General features: G+C 61.3%; 20 protein-coding genes and 1 tRNA gene. 16 read left to right on the top strand and 5 right to left on the bottom strand.

All coding sequences use genetic code 11. From position 1 onward, the window contains the following. The first annotated feature begins 8 nt into the window (after positions 1 to 8). Positions 9 to 440: a PAS domain-containing protein gene (locus tag NOM06_RS05980; protein ID WP_005337175.1), complete on the top strand. Its 432-nt coding sequence runs from the start codon at positions 9 to 11 to the stop codon at positions 438 to 440. Positions 441 to 529: 89 nt separating this feature from the next. Here the strand turns inward: NOM06_RS05980 and ltaE are convergent, their stop codons facing one another. The 3 genes from ltaE to NOM06_RS05965 form a co-directional block, all read right to left on the bottom strand. Then, positions 530 to 1549 carry a low-specificity L-threonine aldolase gene (gene ltaE / locus NOM06_RS05975; protein ID WP_255910421.1) on the bottom strand — a complete coding sequence of 340 codons (1020 nt, stop codon included), beginning with the start codon at positions 1547 to 1549 and terminating at the stop codon, positions 530 to 532. 112 nt (positions 1550 to 1661) lie between these two features. Next, entirely contained in the window at positions 1662 to 2363 is a 702-nt protein-coding gene (locus NOM06_RS05970; protein WP_255910419.1) for a short-chain dehydrogenase, read from the bottom strand. Between the two features lie 87 nt (positions 2364 to 2450). Beyond that, positions 2451 to 2858 carry a helix-turn-helix transcriptional regulator gene (locus tag NOM06_RS05965; protein ID WP_255910417.1) on the bottom strand — a complete coding sequence of 136 codons (408 nt, stop codon included), beginning with the start codon at positions 2856 to 2858 and terminating at the stop codon, positions 2451 to 2453. 147 nt (positions 2859 to 3005) lie between these two features. Between NOM06_RS05965 and NOM06_RS05960 the strand changes: the two genes are divergently transcribed. Next, positions 3006 to 3905 (top strand): aldo/keto reductase family oxidoreductase, encoded by a 900-nt coding sequence (locus NOM06_RS05960; RefSeq protein WP_139411973.1) that lies wholly within the window; start codon positions 3006 to 3008, stop codon positions 3903 to 3905. A 71-nt stretch (positions 3906 to 3976) separates the two neighbouring features. Here NOM06_RS05960 and NOM06_RS05955 read toward each other — a convergent pair whose 3' ends face one another. Together NOM06_RS05955 and NOM06_RS05950 are read right to left on the bottom strand one after the other, a co-directional pair. After that, positions 3977 to 4258, bottom strand: coding sequence for an RNA-binding protein (locus NOM06_RS05955; protein WP_005337180.1), 282 nt, complete (start codon positions 4256 to 4258; stop codon positions 3977 to 3979). A gap of 216 nt (positions 4259 to 4474) precedes the next feature. Continuing rightward, a complete protein-coding gene (locus NOM06_RS05950; RefSeq protein WP_255910415.1) occupies positions 4475 to 5017 on the bottom strand; it encodes a hypothetical protein in 543 nt (180 codons plus the stop codon). Between the two features lie 106 nt (positions 5018 to 5123). Between NOM06_RS05950 and NOM06_RS05945 the strand changes: the two genes are divergently transcribed. The 14 genes from NOM06_RS05945 (at position 5124) to NOM06_RS05880 (ending at position 20159) form a co-directional block, all read left to right on the top strand. Next, positions 5124 to 5894, top strand: coding sequence for an amino acid ABC transporter ATP-binding protein (locus NOM06_RS05945; RefSeq protein WP_255910413.1), 771 nt, complete (start codon positions 5124 to 5126; stop codon positions 5892 to 5894). Continuing rightward, positions 5887 to 6684, top strand: a complete 798-nt coding sequence (locus NOM06_RS05940) for an amino acid ABC transporter permease (RefSeq protein ID WP_255910411.1) — start codon at positions 5887 to 5889, stop codon at positions 6682 to 6684. The genes NOM06_RS05945 and NOM06_RS05940 overlap by 8 nt, the downstream gene beginning before the upstream one ends. Positions 6685 to 6686: 2 nt before the next feature. Further along, entirely contained in the window at positions 6687 to 7508 is an 822-nt protein-coding gene (locus NOM06_RS05935) for a transporter substrate-binding domain-containing protein (RefSeq protein ID WP_043823663.1), read from the top strand. Further along, on the top strand, positions 7508 to 8413 hold the full coding sequence (locus tag NOM06_RS05930) for an amino acid ABC transporter permease (RefSeq protein ID WP_255910409.1): 906 nt from the start codon (positions 7508 to 7510) through the stop codon (positions 8411 to 8413). The genes NOM06_RS05935 and NOM06_RS05930 overlap by 1 nt, the downstream gene beginning before the upstream one ends. After that, positions 8407 to 9144, top strand: coding sequence for a penicillin-insensitive murein endopeptidase (gene mepA, locus NOM06_RS05925; protein WP_110303220.1), 738 nt, complete (start codon positions 8407 to 8409; stop codon positions 9142 to 9144). The genes NOM06_RS05930 and mepA overlap by 7 nt, the downstream gene beginning before the upstream one ends. Before the next feature lie 85 nt (positions 9145 to 9229). After that, positions 9230 to 9820, top strand: coding sequence for a LemA family protein (locus NOM06_RS05920; RefSeq protein WP_075112844.1), 591 nt, complete (start codon positions 9230 to 9232; stop codon positions 9818 to 9820). Further along, positions 9817 to 10542, top strand: coding sequence for a YgcG family protein (locus NOM06_RS05915; protein ID WP_005351128.1), 726 nt, complete (start codon positions 9817 to 9819; stop codon positions 10540 to 10542). Before NOM06_RS05920 ends, NOM06_RS05915 begins: the two co-directional genes overlap by 4 nt. Positions 10543 to 10562: 20 nt before the next feature. Next, complete coding sequence (locus tag NOM06_RS05910; protein ID WP_005337196.1) at positions 10563 to 11180, top strand: TPM domain-containing protein; 618 nt, start codon at positions 10563 to 10565, stop codon at positions 11178 to 11180. Between the two features lie 145 nt (positions 11181 to 11325). Further along, positions 11326 to 11413, top strand: a tRNA-Ser gene (locus tag NOM06_RS05905). A gap of 382 nt (positions 11414 to 11795) precedes the next feature. Next, positions 11796 to 12554 (top strand): flagellar motor protein, encoded by a 759-nt coding sequence (locus tag NOM06_RS05900; protein WP_255910407.1) that lies wholly within the window; start codon positions 11796 to 11798, stop codon positions 12552 to 12554. After that, positions 12532 to 13407: a flagellar motor protein MotB gene (locus NOM06_RS05895; protein ID WP_255910404.1), complete on the top strand. Its 876-nt coding sequence runs from the start codon at positions 12532 to 12534 to the stop codon at positions 13405 to 13407. The genes NOM06_RS05900 and NOM06_RS05895 overlap by 23 nt, the downstream gene beginning before the upstream one ends. Before the next feature lie 163 nt (positions 13408 to 13570). Next, the gene (locus tag NOM06_RS05890) at positions 13571 to 15709 is read left to right on the top strand and encodes a TonB-dependent hemoglobin/transferrin/lactoferrin family receptor (RefSeq protein WP_255910402.1); all 2139 of its coding nucleotides are present in this window, start codon (positions 13571 to 13573) and stop codon (positions 15707 to 15709) included. After that, positions 15709 to 17715 (top strand): prolyl oligopeptidase family serine peptidase, encoded by a 2007-nt coding sequence (locus tag NOM06_RS05885; protein WP_255910400.1) that lies wholly within the window; start codon positions 15709 to 15711, stop codon positions 17713 to 17715. Before NOM06_RS05890 ends, NOM06_RS05885 begins: the two co-directional genes overlap by 1 nt. Next, a complete protein-coding gene (locus NOM06_RS05880) occupies positions 17712 to 20159 on the top strand; it encodes a proprotein convertase P-domain-containing protein (RefSeq protein WP_255910398.1) in 2448 nt (815 codons plus the stop codon). The genes NOM06_RS05885 and NOM06_RS05880 overlap by 4 nt, the downstream gene beginning before the upstream one ends. Positions 20160 to 20198 lie beyond the last annotated feature (39 nt).

Here is a 20198-nt window from a genome sequence, read left to right as displayed (position 1 = left end):
GAGTGACTATGGAAATCCGTGAATTTCATTGGTTGATGAACATAGTCCAGAACCTGGACGTAGGCTTGGTGGTGCTCGACAAGGAGTACAAGGTACAGGTGTGGAACGGCTTTATGGAGAGCCACAGCGGCCGACTGGCCAGTGACGTGCGCGATGGCGTACTGTTCGAGCTCTTCCCCGATGTGGACAGAGCCTGGTTCGAGCGCAAGGCCAACATGGTCTTCAAGCTCAACAACCGCGCCTTCAGCACCTGGGAGCAGAAGCCCTATCTGCTGCGTTTCTCCAACTATCGCCCCATTACCGGCTCGGCTCCCCATATGTTCCAGAACCTGACCCTGGTGCCACTGGCCGATTTCGGCGGTCAGGTGACCCATATCGCGGTGATGATCTACGACGCCACCGATGAGGCCATGCTGATGAGCGGCCAGCGGCAGGCTTGAGCTTGCAGCAAATAACAGAGGGCGCCACGGCGCCCTCTGTTATTTAGGTATGAACAGGTCTTGGTATAACCTCTACCTCACCAGCCGTCTCAACGCGCTCCGAGATACTCGGTGAAGGCGTCGATCACCTCTTCAATATCGTCATCGTTGATCTGCAGATGGGTCACCAACCGCAGCTCGCCGTAACCGGAGAAGAGGATCCCCCGCTCCTTCATAAAGGCCAGCAGAGGGGCAGACTCCCCCTCACGCAGCCGCAGGAACACCATGTTGCTCTGCACCAGCGAGAGGTCGAGCTCGATGCCCGGCAGTGCAGCCAACCCTTCGGCCAGCCGTTTGGCACGGCGGTGATCATCGGCCAGGCGGGTCACATGCTGCTCAAGGGCAAACAGACCGGCTTGCGCCAGAATCCCCGCCTGACGCATGCCGCCCCCCAGCATCTTGCGTAGTCGGCGCGCACGGGCGATGAAGTCGTGTCTGCCCACCAGCAGCGAGCCCACCGGTGCGCCCAACCCCTTGGAGAGACAAATCGAGATGCTGTCAAATGGCGCGGCGATCACCTCTACCGGGATCTCACTGGCCACGGCGGCATTAAAAAGCCGGGCTCCATCGAGATGGAGCTTCAAGCCGCGTTCGGCAACGAATGCCCCCATCTCCTGCAGATAGGAGAGCGGTAGCACCTTGCCATTGTGGGTGTTCTCAAGGCAGAGCAGGCGAGTCTGGACGAAGTGGGCATCATCAGGGGCCAGCGCAGCCTTGATATCATCGAATGCCAGCGTGCCATCGCGCTGCATCGGCAAGGGTTGCAGGGCTACGGAGCCCAGCACGGCACTCCCCTGCGCTTCATAGCGATAGATGTGAGCGGCGTTGCCGAGGATGGCCCCCTCACCGCGCTGACAGTGGCTCATCACCGCCAACAGATTGGACATGGTGCCGGACGGCACAAACAGCGCCGCCTGTTTGCCCAGCAATCTGGCCCCAAAGGCCTCCAGCGCGTTGACGCCCGGATCTTCACCATAGACATCGTCACCGACTTCGGCGTGGAGCATGGCTTGACGCATGGCGTCAGTAGGCTGGGTGACGGTGTCACTTCGTAAATCGATATAGCGCATGAGATCCCTCCTGAAACAGGAGAGTGACGTTAGCTATGCGCCCCTCGCTTGGCAAGGGGCGCATGAGCAGAATGTGAAGCCAATAGACGTCCATAGAACCCGCAGGCGGGATTTACCAAGGCAGCGGCTGACCGTTGAGATCCAGTAGCTGACCCGATTGGGTCAACGATAACCCCTTGATGAGATTGAGCAGTTTCACCGCCACCTCGGCAGGCTCCTGCAATTGCTCCGCAGGCAACTCGCTCAGAAAGGGGGTGTTCATCGAGGAGTCCATCAAACCGGGCGCCACCGCCACCACCCCCGCTTGCGGGAAACGTTGCGCCCACTCGAGGGCCAGCGTTTTCACCCCCATGTCGAGGGCCGCCTTGCTCATCCGGTAGCTGTAACGTCCCCCCTCCTGGTTGGAGGTGATGGAGCCCGCCAGATCGGAGATGGCACAGAGCCACAGCGGATGGTCACTGCCCATCAACCGACTGAAACGGGCAGCCAGCGCCAGCGTTGGCCAGGCATTGGCAAGCAGGCTGTCGCACAGCCACTTGGGGTGCACCTCTTCGACCCGCCGCTCTGGCATAAAGCTGACATCGTGCAACAGGCCGATGGTGTTTATCACCACAGTGGGAAGCGGATCGGTGTCGTAGAGGGTAAACAGGGCGTCGAACGAGATGGCGTCCACCTCTTGCAGCGGGAAGAAAGCCCCCATCTCGATCCCTTTTGGATAGGTGCGCCCGGCAAGAAGGAAGGACTCCCCCCTTGCCATCAGCTCTCTTGCCAGCGCCGAGCCCAGCGCACCACTTCCGAGGATCAAGTAGCTCATCGCCCATTCCATGGAGAGTTATCTTGCTTAGAGCGTATCAGAATAATCAACCGGCCGTGACACGACCAAAGGGTAATATGCCCCTCATCACGCTTCCCCCAGATGGCGACCAAACTCCCGCGCCAGCGCCAAGTCGAGAAAACCGTCCGCTTTCTTGTGGGTGCGCAAAAACTGATAATAGGCGAGCAGGGTGACCAGTGCCTCCTCATCGGGCAGCCCCACCCCGGGTCGCTGCTCGCCCAGCAGTAGCTGCGCCGCTGCCAGCGCCTCACTGTCGACCACTTCCGCCTGACGGTAGAGATAACCGCAGCCGGTTGCCAGCCACTCCAGCGAGCAGTTGGCCCCCATGGCAATCTGGTTGGCCCGCGCCAGGCCAGGCTCGGCTCCCTTCAAATATTTGCGGATCAGCGCTTCACTGAGCCCCACCTTGCGGGCAAACGCGCTCACGCTCATCTCCCCGATCAGGCTCTGCAAGCGCTCGGCAAATCCTTCCATCCAACTCTCTCTCCTACTCTGCGATCAGAACCAAAGTTCGAATCATGCCACTGCCCATTATTGCTTTGCCAGCCACATGAGGCCAAGATGCCCGCAGTCATCTATGTTGCACATCGTTTTCGCATCGTGTTTTTCAAGGAGTCAACCATGTCTGTATCCCGTGTCGCCCTTCATCCGCAAGGCCCCACCTTCTCTCGCCTCATCATGGGTTACTGGCGCCTGATGGAGTGGCAGCTCTCTCCGGCCGCTCTGCTCGACCTGATGAAATATCATCTGGATCTGGGGGTCACCACCATCGATCACGCCGATATCTATGGTGGCTACCAGTGCGAAGAGGCCTTTGGTCACGCCCTGCGCCTCGAGCCTTCCCTGCGCAGCCGGATGGAGATCGTCACCAAGTGCGGCATCGCCCTCACCGCCAAGCCGGAGCATGCTCTCAACCATTACAACACAGGTAAGGACCATATCATCGCCAGCGCCGAGGCCTCGCTGCGCAAGCTCGGCACCGACCATCTGGACCTGCTGCTGATCCACCGCCCGGATCCCCTGATGAACGCAGATGAAGTGGCCGACGCCTTTATCACCCTGAAACAGGCGGGCAAGATCAAGCACGCCGGGGTATCCAACTTCACCGCCCGTCAGTTCGAGCTACTGCAATCGCGCCTCCCCTTCCCGCTGGTCACCAACCAGCTGGAGATCTCGCCGCTTCATCAGGAAGGGACCCTCGATGGTACCCTGGATCAGTGCCAGCAGCTTGGCATCAAGCCGATGGCCTGGTCATGTCTCGGCGGCGGCCGACTGTTCAGCGATGACGCCTATGCCCCGCTGCGTGCCGAACTGGAGCAGATCCGTCAGGAAGTGGGCGCCCAGACTATCGAGCAGGTGGTCTACGCCTGGGTAATGATGCTGCCAAGCCAGCCGCTGCCATTGATTGGCTCCGGCAAACGGGAGCGGATTGCCGCCGCCGTGGCCGCCGAATCCATCGCCCTCAATCGCCAGCAGTGGTTCCGCATCCGCAAGGCAGCGCTCGGTTACGACGTCCCCTGATAACAGCAAAACGTCCAGAAACAAAAACGGCATGGGGGAAACCCATGCCGTTTTTTTATTGCCGAGGCACCTTAGCGGTGGCGCTGTTGCGGGCGACCACGGGGAGCATCTGTCTTCGGTTTAGCCTGGTTGACGGTGATGGTACGGCCACCGACTTCTGTGCCATGCAGACCAGCGATGGCCTTCTCGGCATCACCATTGACCGGCATTTCAATAAAACCAAACCCCTTTGACTGGCCGGTATCGCGGTCGATGATGATATCAACCTTGTCGACCTGTCCAAACTGGCTGAACAGGGTTTTCAGTTCGTCGGCCGTCATCCGGTACGACAGATTTCCTACGTAAATCTTCATGCCATCCACTCTCGATTCAAGGTGCCTTCTCTATGCAATTCCCAGCATAACGGTAAGGGCACAACCCCTATGCCGGACCTGCCATGGCTTCATGCCGTGGCCTTCTCCACACTGTCGTCAAGTGATTGATCTCTTGGGGTAACAGTGCAGACAAGATCAATTCGAGTCACTGGCAGTATCCGAGCTTTGCCGGGAATTGTCGAGAAAATAGTCGACTCAGACCGATTGCAGATCTGACAACCGTTGCGCCAGCATCCGGCGACCGTGCCAGGCCCGTTTAAAGCCGAAGCGATAGACAGACGGGCTCACCAGATGCAGCTCACCCGCCTTGAGATCCAGCAAGGCCATAGCCGCCGCCAGCTCCTCTTCACTCAGTTGCAGATCGAGGCTGAAGTCGAGCCACTGGCCGTCGTGGCCCACTCGCCGCTCCCGTTCAAGCGCCACCAGCTGGCTGCGGGGCAGCGCCAGCGCTTCATCCTTATTCCCATTGAGCAGATAGATATGCTGTTCATCCCACCCCAGCTCCGCCAGGCGCCAGGGCTGCCAGCTGCGGGGCAGCGACACCATGATCCCGGTGATGCCACCAAAGACCACGCCTACCCAGTTGAGCAGCGCCATGGCGCCCCAGCCATCCCACAAGGAGGCCACCACCACGCCCCAACTCACCAGCAACAGCAGAAAAATGACGCAGCGATAGCGAACCGCTGGCGGCATCAACAGCTGCACCTGCGAACCGGCAAGCAAGGATGTAATACGCATGAAAAGCTCCTGTCATCACGAAATGGCGCCATTGTGAATAGCCATCAGGATGCTGACAAGGGGGTTTTCTTTGTCATCCCCCTATAAAATCAATACCATGGCGTAAATGATTCTCAGTGGAACCCGCTTCTTGACCAGCTCGCAACCCTGTGTGCGCTTTTGTGGCGTCGACAAATTCTATGGCGACTTTCAGGCTCTTCATCACATCGATCTCACCATTGAACGGGGAGATAAGTGGGTTATCTGTGGCCCATCAGGCTCGGGAAAATCGACCCTGATCCGCACCATCAACGGGCTGGAGGGGATCGACGACGGCCAGCTGTTCCTGTTTGGCGAGCCGGTGACCCCTTCCTACCTGCGCCGCCTGCAAGGTCGGGTTGGCATGGTGTTTCAGCAGTTCAACCTCTTCCCCCATATGACGGTGCTGGAAAACCTGATGGTGGCGCCGGTGCATACCCTGGGGTTGCGACCTCAGGAGGCCAAAGCCCGGGCGCTCGGGCTGCTCGAGCGGGTACGCATTCAGGCGCAGGCCGACAAGTACCCACACCAGCTCTCCGGCGGCCAGCAGCAGCGGGTCGCCATCGCCCGCTCCCTCTGCATGCAACCCGAGCTGATGCTGTTTGACGAGCCCACCTCCGCCCTCGACCCCGAGATGATCCGCGAAGTGCTCGATGTGATCCGCGAGCTGGCTGACGAGGGGATGACCCTGATCTGCGTCACCCACGAGATGGGCTTTGCCCGTCAGGTGGCGGATCGGGTGCTCTTTATGGACGAGGGCAAGATCATCGAGTCGGCACCGCCCACCCAGCTGTTCAACGCCCCCCGGCACCCGCGCACCCGGGCCTTCCTCGAACAGGTGCTCAGCTATCATGGCTAGGCTCAAACGCCCCCGCCTGCTTGGCTGGCTGTCGGGCACAGTGATGCTCTCTGTGTTGCTCGGCTGGGCGCTCTATAGCGGCGCTCGCCAGATGGGCTATGAGTGGCAGTGGCAGCGGGTGTTGCCCTTTCTCGGCGAATGGGATGAGGGAACCTTTTATGCCGGCCCCTTGCTAAACGGCCTGCTGGTCACTTTGCAGGTGGCGCTGCTCAGTCTGTTGGGCACGATGGCGGTCGGTGTGTGCGTGGTTAGCCTGCGGCTGCTTCCCTCCAGACTCGGCCCCTGGCTCGCCATCACCTATCTGGCGCTGGTGCGCACCACGCCCCAGCTGGTGCAGCTCTATATTCTCTATTTCTTGCTGGGCCCCATGCTGGGATTGGCCCCCCTTGCCTGCGCCGTGTTGAGCCTTTCCCTCTATCAGGGGGCCTTCACCGCCGAAGTGCTGCGTGCAGGTGTACAGGCCATTCCCAAAGGACAGTGGGAGGCAGCCCAGTCGCTTGGCTTGTCACGGGCCATCACCCTGCGCAAGGTGATCCTGCCCCAGCTGGTGCGCATCACCTTGCCGCCGCTCACCAACGAGCTGGTCTCCCTTATCAAACATTCGGCGCTGGTGAGTGTGATCGCCATCTTCGATCTGACCAACGAAGGGCGTACTCTGGTTGCCGATACGTTTCTGACCTTTGAGGTGTGGTTTACCGTAGCTGCCCTCTATTTGCTGTTAACCCTGACGCTGTCAGCCTGTTCGCGGGCGCTGGCCCGTCACCTGAATCCGGATCAACAAGGACGCTAACCATGAATCTGTCATTCAAGACCACCCTGTCGGGCGCAGCCCTGCTGCTGGCAAGCCTGCTCACTCCGGCACTGGCAGAAACTGCCCCATCCGACACCCAGGCGCAGATCGAGCAGAGCGGTACCCTGCGGGTCGGCATGTCCACCTTCGCCCCCTGGGCGATGCGCGACAAGCAAGGGGCCCTGATCGGTTTCGAGATTGACGTGGCCCGTCGCCTCGCCACAGATAACGGCTGGCAGGTAGAATTCGTGCCTACCGCCTGGGATGGCATCATACCCTCCCTGTTGGCGAAAAAATATGACGTCATCATCGGCGGCCTCACCATCACCCCCGAGCGGGAGAAGAGCGTGCGCTTCACCCAGGCCTACTCCCATTCGGGGGTGCAGCTGGCCGCCTCCAGCACCATGGCCAAAGAGAAGAAAACCGTGGCGGACTTCAACCAGCGCGGGGTGATCCTGGCGGTACGTCGTGGCGCCTCACCGGTACAGGTGGCAAAAGAACACTTCCCCAAGGCCACCCTGCGCCAGTTTGATGACGAGTCACAGGTATTTCAGGAGGTGCTGAACGGCCGCGCCCACGGCGCCCTCTCCTCTTCCCCGAAACCCGAGCAAGAGGCGCTGCGCCACCCGGATGCCCTCTTTATGCCGTTTGCCGAACCGTTGGCACAAGGCGATGAAGGCTTTGCCCTGCGCAAGGGGGATGATGCCCTGGCTGAGCAGTTCAACGAGTGGATCGCCGCCCGTCAGGCCGATGGCTGGCTCAAGGCGCGCCATGACTACTGGTTCAAGTCGCTGGCCTGGGAAGCGCAGGTCGCCAACCCCTGATGCTGATTGCTCTAAAAGAGACCATCCGGCGCATCGTCCGTGGGGCATGTCGGAACATCAACTGGCTGGATGGGGCGATCGCCCTGATCCTGCTGCTGGCTGGCCTCTGGCTGGCCAGCCGCTTGCACATCGGGGTGGCCTATCAGTGGCGCTGGCATGAGGCCTTCGACCTGCTGTTCACCCCCGGCCCTCACGGCGAGGTGCCCTACTTTTTCAGTGGTCTGCTCACCACCTTGCGCATCGCCCTGCTCGGCATGGTGCTGGCGCTGCTGCTCGGCACTGCCTTGGGGGTAGCCGCCTTCAGCCGCCGCCCCTGGCTGGTGATGCCTGCGACCCTGTTTATCCAGCTGATCCGCAATCTGCCGCCGCTGGTCTTTATCTTCATCTTCTATTTCTTTATCGCCAACCAGCTGCTGCCTGCGAGCGGCCTCTCCCGCTGGCTCGGCACCGTATCACTCTCCCCGTGGCAAGAGGCGCTGTTTGGCCCACCAGCCCGTTGGGAGAACCTTATCTCAGGCACCCTCTGCGTTGGCATGATAAGCGCAGCCTTCGTCGCCGAGATCGTCCGCGCCGGGCTGGCCGCCATTCCCCGTGGCCAGTGGGAGGCGGCGCAGAGCCTCGGGCTCTCTCCCTGGGTGCGGCTGCGCCATGTGGTCCTGCCGCAGGCCATGCTGCTGATGCTCCCCCCCCTCACCGGCCAGCTCATTGCGCTGGTAAAGGATACCGCCATCGTTTCCCTTATCTCGGTGCAGGAGCTCACCTTCGTCGGCACCGAGATGGCCAACTCCAGCGGACTGGTCTACGAGATCTGGCTGCTGGTGGCCGCGGCCTATTTATTTATATGTTTGAGTCTGTTCGTATTGCTGAGCCGACTCGAAGCAAGACAAGGAGCACGCACATGCTGACGTCCCTGTTGCTGGCGACTGTATTGCAAGCGGAAGCCATCGGTGGTTATGCCGCCGGTTGCCTGAAAAACGGCGTATCCCTACCCCTCGAAGGGCCGGGTTATCAGGTGATCCGCACCAAACGGCTGCGCTACTACGGCCACCCCGACCTCATCCACTATCTGCAAGCGCTGGCCAACCAGACCCGCATGGCCGGGCTGCCGGATCTCTATATCGCCGATCTGGCGATGGCCCGTGGCGGCCCCTTTACCTCCGGCCATCGCAGCCACCAGACTGGCCTTGATGCCGATATCTGGTTTCGCATGGCCAACCGCCCCATCAGCAAATGGGAGCAGGATGCCCCCAAGGAGTGGGCACTGATCGACGAACCCAGCTACAAGATGTTGCCGGGCCGCTTTGGCCCACAGCAGCTCACCCTGCTGCGGCTGGCGGCCAGCAAGCCCGAGGTGGCCCGCATCTTTGTCAATCCGGTGATCAAATCCGCGGTCTGCCAGCAGGCTGGTAGCGAGCCTTGGGTCGCCAAGCTACGCCCCTGGGTGGGCCACTTCAGCCACTTCCACGTACGGCTGCGCTGCCCGGTAGGCAGCCCCGATTGCGAACCACAGGCCCCCATTCCGCCCGGCAATGGCTGTGGGGAAGAGCTGGCCTCCTGGCTCAAAGACAAGCCCCAGTTGCCCAAGGTCTCCGGCATCAACAAGCGACCTGAGCTACCTGCGCGTTGTGGCAACTGACCCCAATCTGGTATGGTGGTGCACGCTTGGTCGTACACCATCCATGGCGCACTATCGACTCGAAATACCAAAGGAGAACAACAAGATGGCCACATCACTCTGGCGCAGAACCACGCAGAGCCTGTTGACCCTGACCCTGCTGCTCGGCCTGACCGGCTGCGGCATGAACAACATTCCGACCCTGGATGAGCAGGTCAAGGCGAGCTGGGGGCAGGTTGAGAACCAGTATCAGCGCCGCGCCGATCTCATCCCCAATCTGGTCGCCACCGTCAAGGGCTACGCCAGCCATGAGCAGGAGACCCTCAAGGCGGTCACCGATGCCCGAGCCCGGGTCGGCAGCGTACAGGTGAGCGATCCTGCCCAGCTCAAGGAGTTTGAAGCGGCGCAGAACCAGCTCTCCAGCGCCCTCTCCCGCCTGATGGTGGTGGTAGAGCGCTACCCCGAGCTGAAAGCGGATCAGCAGTTCCTGACCCTGCAAGCCCAGCTGGAAGGGACCGAGAACCGCATCTCGGTGGCTCGCCGCGACTATATCGAGGCGGTGCGCCAGTTCAATACCGAGATCCGCACCTTCCCCGGCGTTATCTGGTCCAAGCTGCTCTACTCGGATCTGGAGGCCAAACCCAGTTTCAGTGCCAAACCCGGTGCCGATGAGGCGCCCAAGGTCAGCTTCCAATGAAGATGATGCTGCGCTGGTTTCTTCCCTGTCTGCTGCTCTGGGCCAGTGCCCTGCAAGCGGCACCAGACTTCCCGACGCTGAGCGGACGGGTGGTGGATGAAGCCAGTCTGATGTCCCGCAAACAGGCCCATCAACTGACCCAGCAGCTGGCGGCCTTTGAAAAGCGCAGCGGCATCCAGCTGGTGGTGGTCTCCGTCGATAGCCTCGATGGGGAGACCATCGAGGAGTACGGATACCAACTCGGTCGCCACTGGGGGATCGGCCAGAAAGGCAAGAACAATGGCGTGCTGTTGCTGATCGCCCAGGATGAGCGCAAGGTGCGGATCGAGGTGGGATACGGGCTGGAAGGCGCCCTGCCCGACGCCATCGCCGCCAACATCATCCATGGCCGCATCCTGCCCGCCTTCAAGCGCGGCGATATGGTGGCCGGGATCATGGCGGGCAGCCAGAGCATCATGAAGGCACTCGCCGGGGAATATCAGCCGGTCGAGCAGCCAAAGAGTGACAACGGTGGCGGCCCCTGGCTGTTTATTCTGGTGGTGATTGCGATGATCGTGCTCCACAACCTGCGCGGCGGTGGTGGCGGTGGGCCAGGAGGACGACGTCGGTCGACCTACATGGCTGGTGGATTGGGTGCCGGCTCCTTTGGTGGTCGCTCTGGCGGCGGATTCAGCGGTGGCGGCGGCAGTTTTGGCGGCGGCGGAGCCTCCGGTGGCTGGTAACAGGAGTAAAGAGACAAATCATGATTTCTAAACAGTTCTTCCACACGCTTCAGGCCAAGGTGCGCGAAGCGGAGCTAGAGACTGATGCTGAACTGGTCACCGTGCTGGCCCCGGCCAGCGATGGCTATCGCTACATTCCCACCCTCTGGGCGGCGCTGCTGGCGATGCTCACCCCCCTGCTGGTGTTCCAGCTCGGCTTCTGGCTCGGCTGGTACGAAATCCTGCTGGTGCAGTGGTCGGTCTGGCTGCTGCTGAGCCTGCTGTTCCACTGGACCCCCATCAAGATGCGGCTCATCCCGAAGAAGGTTCGCCAGCACCGGGCGGCCCTGATGGCTCGCCTGCAATTTGTCGAACAGGGGCTGCACCGCACCCGCGACCGGCTCGGGGTGCTGATCTTCGTCTCGGCCGCCGAGCACTATGTTGAAATACTGGTGGATGACGGCATCGCCCAGCATATCGACAACGGCCAGTGGCAGGAGATCATCGACGACTTCGTGGCACGAGTGCGCAACAAGGAGATCGAACAGGGTTTTCTGGAGTGCGTAGAGCGCGTTAGCGCCATTCTGACCGACGCCTTCCCGGCCACCCGGGATCAAAACGAGTTGCCGGACAGTCTGATCATCCTCGACAAGCCCTGATCCGGTTTAAAAAACCGGCATTCTGCACAAGGGTTAAGCATTCGGAAAAGATTATGAAAAATAAGGGGAAAAGAGGTTGACCCACACAGCCCTTTCCCCTAAATTACGCCCCGTTCCAGCGCAACAGCGCAGCGAACGAAAATTTGGTGAGGTGTCCGAGTGGCTGAAGGAGCACGCCTGGAAAGTGTGTATACGGCAACGTATCGAGGGTTCGAATCCCTCCCTCACCGCCAAATCTAAAAAAACCGACCTCAGGGTCGGTTTTTTGCTTTCCGGCAAACACCTATGCCGACAAGTGAGCCAGAGCCACGCAGTGGCAGATCATCCACGCACTCATCCCCCAGTTTGCAAAGCACTGATGGAATATCAGAGCTTTTCGTATTGCCAGCTACCGCCCCCTACCTTGCTTTTGTGATTGCCCCACCCGACAAGCGTTCCTTCCTGTCACAACAGGAGCAACAAGATGATTGCAATGCCATCTTATGGCCGCAACACTCCTTCTTTTATGGACGTTACCCAGTGCCCATTAATTGCTCAGCGATTGGATATCATTTTGAAAAACTGATACTTAAGTAGCTACACTAGCGATTATCAACATGCAGGGATGTGTAAAAAATGAGCTTGATTGGCTTGGTACTGGCGTTGATCGCCATCCTTGGCGGCAACATGATCGAGGGTGGTCATCCCAGTGCACTGCTCGATTTGCCCGCATTTCTTATTGTCATAGGCGGCACCATAGGTGCTGCGCTGACCCAGTTCCCCTTCTCCGTCGTCGGCAGCACCATGAAGCGTTTCAAATGGCTGCTCTCCCCCCTCAAACTCGACCTGCTGGAACAGGCACAGTTGCTGGAGACCCTGGCAGGCAACGCCCGCCGCAGCGGTATGCTGGCGCTGGAAGGGATGATCGAGGAGATCAAGGATCCTTTCCTGAAGAAAGGGGTGCAGATGATGGTTGATGGTTACGAGAAAACCAAGATACACGAGGTGCTGGAGAACGAGATCGAGTTCGAGCAGGAAGATCTCGAACAGACGGTCAAATTCTATGAAGCCATGGGCGGCTACTGCCCGACCATGGGGATCGTCGGGGCGGTATTTGGCCTGATCCACGCCATGGGTCTGCTGGATGCCCCCGACAAGCTGGGCGGCGCCATCGCGGTGGCCTTTATCGCCACTATCTACGGGGTATCCGCAGCCAACCTGATCTTCTTGCCGTTCGGCAACCGCTACAAAGGGTTTGCCCACCAGATCCGCCACTACAAGGAGATGACCCTGACCGGCATTCTCTGCATCGTGGATGGCGAATCCCAGGCGCGCCTGCAAGTTACCCTCGAACCTTATCTGGGAGGTCACGGTGGCCAAAAAGAAAAAGGCTGAAGCGCCGGAGAACCACGAACGCTGGCTGGTCTCCTATGCCGACTTCATGACCCTGCTGTTCGCCCTGTTTGTGGTGCTCTACTCCTTTGCCATGGCCAAGCAGTCCGAAACCCGGGTGCTTATCCAGGGCTTTATCGAGTCGCTGGGTAAAATCGGCCTCATCTCCCCGCCTGCCGGCTCACCTTTGATGCAGGGGGGCACAGGGATTCTCGAGCCAGAATCAAAAACTACGCCGAGCAGCCCGAAAGAGGAGACTGTGCTGGAGAAAGATGCCCCCATGGCGGCATCGGACCCCTTCAACGAGACCATAGGTGCCTCTGAAAAACCGAGCGCCACCGAAGCCTGGCCCCACAAGACCCAGGAGCAGGAGTGGGTGCAGGTGACCAAGCAGAAGCTGGAGCAGCAACTCAAGGCTCAGATCGAATCGAAGGATCTGGAGGTCGAGCAACTCGGCAGTCAGTTGGTGATCCGCATCGGCGAGAAGGCGCTGTTTCCCGCCGATTCGGCGTTCCTGCAGCCTCAGTTCGTTCCATTGGTCCATAAGATCTCCGGCATTCTGGCCAATATCCCGGGGCAGGTAGTGGTCACCGGTCATACCGACAACTCCCAGGCGCCGGTGGAGCTCTATCGCAACAACTGGGAGCTCTCGGTGCTGCGCGCCTCTTCCATCGTGCAGACCATGCTGACCAACCCCCAGCTGGATGCCAGACGAGTCATCGCTCAGGGTGTTGCCGACACCCAACCCCGCTTTGCCAATGACACCCCCGAACATCGCCAGGCGAACCGCCGGGTCGATATCACCCTCTCCCAAGGAAAGGCCGCAGAAGAGTCGCTGCAACTGCTCAAGCCCTGATCCCCCCGCTCCCGCTTCGCGCGGGAGCCTCTTTTTTAAAAACAAATAACTCAATAATATCAACACCATAAGATCTTAATGATAATGATTGCCATTTATTGTCAAGTGGTCAGGCCTCTGCAATAATGCCGCCCCTCAGGCTTAAATAAAAACAATTATCATTATGAACAAACTGCTTCAGGCATGGCCGGCACTCCTTTGTGCCTCCGCTGGCGCGGCCGATCTTCCCCCTGTGGAGAAGGCTCGCAGCGACGACACCATCATTGTCACCGGGCAACGGGTACAACAGAAACTCTCCGATGTCTCCGGCTCCATCACCGTCATCACCCAGGAAGAGCTGGACCGTCAGGTCGCCAGCGAGCTGACTCATGTGTTTCGCAAGATCCCCGGTGTCTCGGTCACCGGCTCTGCCGGGCGACCGCAAAACATCAGCGTGCGCGGCATCGGTGGCAACCGTATCCTGCTGATCAAGGATGGGGTGCGCGTCAGTGACGGCTTTGGCGCCGACAACATCAATGACAAGGTGGGTCGCTTCAACTTCGATCTCGATGACATCAAACAGATTGAGGTGGCCAAGGGGGCCGGCTCCTCCCTGCATGGCTCCGATGCCATCGGCGGTACCGTGGTGATGAATACCAAGCAGCCGGAAGATTATCTGCAACAGCAAGATAGCTATCTGGCGGCCAAGACCCTCTACGGTGGCGACAGCAACAAGAAGAAGCTCAGCATGACCGGCGCGATGCGGGCACTGGAGAGCGAACATCTGTTGCGCCTCTCCGGCTGGCGTGGCAACGAAACCGCCAACTTTGAAGAGAACCGCATTCCGGCGGATCTGGATGGCATGAGTGCCTCCACCAGCAGCCGCCTCCCCCTAAATGCCCATCACGCTCTGCGGCTGGAGCTGGACTACTACGAGGATCACGCCAAACGCCAGATGGGGCCCAAAGCGGTGCCCCAACCCGATGGCAGCTGGGACGTGGTCGGTTTTCAGGAAGATGGCGATCAGCGCACCCAGGGCGGCAAGTTCAGCTGGGAAGCCAGCGATCTGGGCATGGTCGATACCCTCAACTGGAGCCTGTTTGGCAACCAGTCACGCAACGAAGCCAACCAGCGCCAGCTGCTGCGCAACGATGCCCTGAGCGGCTATCCCAGATATCGCAGCCAGCGCACCCTCTCCACATTCGAGGAGCTGCGCCTTGGCAGTGAGCTGGAGCTGCAGAGCAAGCTGAGCACCGGCTCGCTGGATCACACCTTCAGCTACGGTGTGGAGCTGGAGCAGGCCAACCACGAGCGGCCGGTCAGCAATCTGACCCTGGAAGATGGCATCACCACTCAGGGACAGAAAGCCCCCTTCAGCAAGGCCGAGACCCGCCGCGATGGCATCTGGCTGAGCGATGTGATCGATCTGGGCAGCTGGCAGTTTACCCCGACCCTGCGCTTTGACCGCCAGCGCCTGCGCGCACCGGACAGTAATCTGGCCGAGAACCACAGCGACCACATCTCCCCCAGTCTGGCGGCCAGTTACCGCTTCAACGAGACATGGCGCAGCTGGCTCAGCTATGCCAACGGCTTCCGCGCCCCCGCTTACGATCAGGTTTACGGCAACATTCCCCACTACTTTGCCATGCCGCCGTTCGAGATCATTGCCAACCCCAACCTCAAGGAGGAGACCAGCCACAGTCTGGAGTGGGGAGTGAATGGCCAAAGTGACAACTGGAGCGTCAAACCAGCCGTTTTCTACAACCGCTACTACAACTTCATCGACTGGCGCCAAACCGGTTTCCGCCTCGATGACGGTGTCTTCCTGCGCCAGTATCGCAACGTCGCCAAAGCAGAAACCTGGGGCGCCGAGCTGGCCGCCAGCCTCTGGCTGAGCGACGAGTGGGAGCTTTCGACCAATCTGGCCTGGATGGATGGCAAGGATCACCGCGGCGAGCCGTTGCGTACCCAGACACCGCTGGAAGGCAACACCACCCTGCGCTGGCAACAGCTCGACTGGGGGGTTGAGCTCAGTGGCAACTATGCAGCGGCCATGACCAGGGTGCCCCAGTGCGCCAGTGCGCAGACTGGCTACAAGGGTGCCTGCCAGAGCAGCGCAGGCTGGTTCAGCCTGGACCTCACCGGCGACTGGCAGATCACCGAGGCGCTCAAGGTCAATGCCACCATCGGCAACCTGCTCGATACCCGCTACGTCCGCTATCAGGATGTGGCCGGACTTCCGGCTGGCAGCGATACCTCCCTCTACAGCCAGAGCGGCCGCTACCTGTCAGCCAGCCTCAGCTACCGTTTCGTGGGGATGTGATGAAGCATCATGTAATCATGGCGGCCCTGTTGGCCGCCCCGTTGGCGTGGGCGCAAGAGGCCCTGCCACCGCCGATCCCGTCCCAATCGCACCTGATTTCAGGCAATCCCGTACGCCAGGATCCCTACTTCTGGTTGCGGGACGAGAGCCGTAGCAACCCGGCCATTCTCGCCCTGCTCAAGCAGCAAAATCGCTGGAGCGAGCTGCAGCTCGCCGCGCAGCAGCCGCTGGAAGCAACCTTGCGCGCCGAGTTTGCCCGTCATCCGGTGGGGGAATCTGTGCCAGAGAACTGGCTTGTCCGCGGCGATCAGGCATGGCTGCTGCGCCCGGATGGCTCACTCTGGCAACGCCACGGGGGCAAGGTGCAACAACGGCTTCCCGCCAGAGCGGGTGAGGGCTATTACGAAGCGGGCGGCTGGGCCCTGAGCCCGGATAACCGCACGCTGGCCATCGCCGAAGACAGGCGCGGCGATCTCGACTATCAGGTCACCCTGCTCGATCTCCAGAGCGGCAAGGCGCTGGCCAGTTTGGCGCAGCGCAGCGCTGATCTCGCTTGGTCACAAGATGGTCGCACCCTCTACACCATCGCCAACGAGCGCTACACCCTGCGCCCCTGGCAGCTGCGCGGCTGGCAGGATGGCCAGGAGCAGACTCTCTATGAGGAGCAGGATCCCGCCTGGCTGCTCAGCCTCTATCGCACCACGGATGGCCAGCATCTGGTGTTGCAGGGCAACAACCACGACAGCTCGGAGCAATACCTGCTCGACTCGGGCAAGCCGCAGCTGGTCAAACCCCGCCAGCGCGGAGTGGAATACTATCTGGACAGTCAATCCGGCTGGGTGATCAAGAGCAACCGGGAGGGGGCGTTTGCCCTCTACTCAGCCAACACACCGCTCGGTGAGTGGCAACGCCTGTGGCCCGCCAAAGGGGAGGATCTCGGCGATCCCGAGAAGTGGCGACTGTTTGATCGCCATCTGGTGGTGCAGTTTCGCCAGCAGGGGGAGGATTGGCTCGCCTTGCTCGATCGCAACGGCCATGAACGCCAGCGCCTGCCGCTGGCCAGTGGCGCCGGTACCGGCTGGCTGCAAGGAGAACATGACCCAGCCAGCGACCGCATTCTGGTGCGCAGTCAGGGTTTGAGCCAGCCCCCCGGCCAGCGCTGGCTGGATTTGACCAGCGGTCAGTGGATCAACGACCAGCACACCGGTGACGACAAGGCATTGCCCTATCAAAGCGAGCGTCGCTGGATCACTTCTGCCGATGGCACCTGGGTGCCCGTCTCGCTGGTGTGGCGCAAGGATCTGGCCCCCCGCGCCGTGCTGCTCTACGGCTATGGTGCCTATGGCACACCGATGCGCCCCTACTACCAGAAAGAGCTGTTAAGCCTGCTGGATCGCGGCTTTGTCTACGCCATCGCCCATGTGCGCGGCGGCGGCATGCTGGGGGAGCAGTGGACCCGCGATGGACGGGGCATCCACAAGCAGAACGGCATCAGCGACTTTATAGCCGCAGGTAGCACCCTGCGCCACTGGTCGCCCGACTCAGCCCCTCTGCCCCTGTTTGCCATGGGGGGCAGCGCGGGGGGCACGCTGGTTGCTGCGGCCCTCAACCAGCAACCGACACTCTTTAGCGGCGCCGTGTTGCAGGTTCCCTTCGTCGATATGCTCGGCACCATGAGCGATCCCGCCCTCCCCTTGACCCGTCAGGAGTACCAGGAGTGGGGCAACCCGGCTAGGCCCGCAGAGTATCAGGCGATGCGCCGCATCAGCCCCTACGACAACCTGCACCGCGCCCCCTACCCGCCCCTGCTGGTCACTACCGCCCTGCACGACAGCCAGGTGCCCTACTGGGAGCCGGTCAAGTGGCTGGCCCGCCTGCGGGAGCACAGCACGGGCTCCGGCCCCTACCTGCTGCTGACCGAACTGAAGGGAGGCCACCGCGCCGGTGGTGGCGATCGGGCTCGTGAATTTGCCTTCTTGTTGCATCTGGCGGGGATCAACCAATGACCCTGCCGCTGATTGGGAGTACCACTATGAAACCCCTGTTGCCCGCCCTCTTGCTGGGGCTGGCTGGCTTTTCCACTCAGGCCGCCGAACTGCGTTTTGTCGAACAGGACGCCCCGGCCGATCCCCGCTTCTGGCTAGAACAACAACTCGGCGTCACCCTGAGTGATGCCCCGGCCTATCAGCGCCAAGGCAAGCTGGGCCACTATCTGCATTATCGCCAGCAACTCAATGGCGCACCGATCGCCGGCCTGATGGCCGCCGTCAGTCTCGATGAGCAGGGTCGCCCGTGGCGCCTTTATCACAATACCCGGCTGATGCAGGCACAGGCGACGCCATGTGATGAGGCAAGCCGCGCCGGGGTGGATGCCTATACCGCCACGCTGGATGGCGCTGTGTGGCAATTCACCGGCAGTGACGAGGCCCAGCCCTGGTACTGGCAGGATGGCGACACACTGACTCCGGCCTGGCGTCTGCTGGCGGTGGAAAGTCAGCCGGGCAACAGCAAGAGCAGCCACTGGCAGCTGTTTGTCACCTGCGATGGCAGCGCCCTGCTGGGACGCACGCTGCAAGAGGCCAGCACCCGAGTCGAACCGGCCCCGCTGGCAGGGGATGCGGCCACTGTGCAAGCCCGCATCTTTGCCCTCGACCCACGCACCCAGCTGCAAGATGACAATCTGCTCTGGCGCCATGATTTGGTGCTGGACAACGGGGCCTATCGCACCGTCCCGCTCACGGTACAAAAGGTGGATGACACCTACCTGCTAAGCGGCCCACGCGCCCGGGTCGTGGATGGCACGGCGCCGGAAACTGCCCCCTTTAGCAGCCCTGATGCCGATGGCTTCCAGCTGGATCACCAGCAGCCCGCCTTCCTCGATATCAATGGCTACTACCATCTGGATCTGGCCCAGCGCCATGTGGAATCCCTTGGCTACCCGACGCTGATGGGCGGCCCCCTGGCCATCGATACCGATGCCGGGGAGCAGGACAACTCCCTCTATGACCCCTTCCTGCGCCGGTTGGAAATTGGCCGGATCGGGGTGCCCGATGCGGAAGATCCCATGGTGATCTGGCACGAGTTTGGCCATGCGGTGCAGCACCATATCCTGCCCGACATGGGAGACGAGGGTGACTGGGGCGCCATCGGCGAGGGCTTTAGCGACTATCTGGCCGCCAGCTGGCGCCAGCGTAGTCCAGAGGCTCGCCAGTTCGAGCCTTTCATGGTCTTCAACTGGGATGCCAGGATCAGCGGCCGGACGCCCCGTCAGCTCGACGATCTGCGGGCGCGCTATCATCCGGGCTTCCTCTATCCGGCTCACCTCACCATCAACGGCAGCAACGGCGACCAGCTGTGGGGCACTCCGCTCTTCACCGCGCTGCGCCAGGCTGTTGAACAGTATGGCGAGGTAGCCCGTGACGAGTTCGATACCCTGCTGATTGAATCCCACTTCGGCCTCGGCCCGCAGGTGCGGATGCCCCAGCTGGCGCGGGTCGCCGTGGATACCGCCAACCGCCTCTATCCTGATCGCAGCTATGGCAAGCTGCTGGAGCAGGCCTTCCGCCACCACGCCCTGCTGCCCACCCCCATCGCGGCCCGCCTTGCCGATGACAGCTACCTGCTGCCCGGGGAGAAAAAGAGCCTCGCCATCGAATTGACCAACCAGAGCGGCCGCCCCCTGACCGTGGCTGACGCCAGCCTGCTCCCGACCAAGGGGCTCATGGGTGATGGTCACTGGCAAGGAGAGCTCAACGCCGATGGCACCGCCCGCTGGACCCTGCCGCTGGAAGCGGCGAGCAACCTGACCTGTGGCGAGGCAGTCACCTTGCCGCTGCAGTTCCAGCTCACCCTGCCCAGCCCCACCGAGCGCCAGACCCGCCTTGACCTGCAACTGCCGATCGGTGAACCGCTCTGGCAGCGGGCCATCGGCCAGGGTGGCCAGATCAAGGATGCGGTGAGCGATGAACGGCACGGCCTGTCCCGCTTCACTCTCACCCTGCCCGAGAGCAAGGCCCGCATCGACAGCGGATTCGTGGTCGCCCTCGATCTGGAGCACAGCAAGCTGGAGCAGCTGGAGATCTGGCTCACCTCCCCTTACGGCACCCGGATCAGCCTGTGGAACAAGGGCTACGCCAGCCATACCCGGCTCAAGGGGGAGTTCCCCCGTGAACTGGTACCGTTCGAATCGCTGGATAAGCTGCACGGCGAGCCGCTCGCTGGCCGCTGGCTGCTGGAGATCAACGACACCAGCGCCGGTGACACCGGTCAGTTGCGCAACTGGCGGGTAGCCCAGCAAGTCGGCGCCCGCTGCGACAAGGATGAAGCCCTGCCCAACACCGGCATCATTCCCCTTGAGCAGGATGAAGGAGGTGGTGGCACGGCTTCCCCCCTGCTGCTGTTGCTGGCCCTCTGGCCCCGCCTCTGGCGCCGGAGCACCCCGCGCCGTTGAATCCTGTACCACGGGGGTTACCGCCCCCGTGAACCTGTG

It is taken from the genome of Aeromonas sp. JL9, assembly GCF_024436075.1.
Classification (GTDB): Bacteria; Pseudomonadota; Gammaproteobacteria; order Enterobacterales; family Aeromonadaceae; genus Aeromonas; species Aeromonas veronii.
This window is presented reverse-complemented; position numbering and strand designations above follow the sequence as displayed.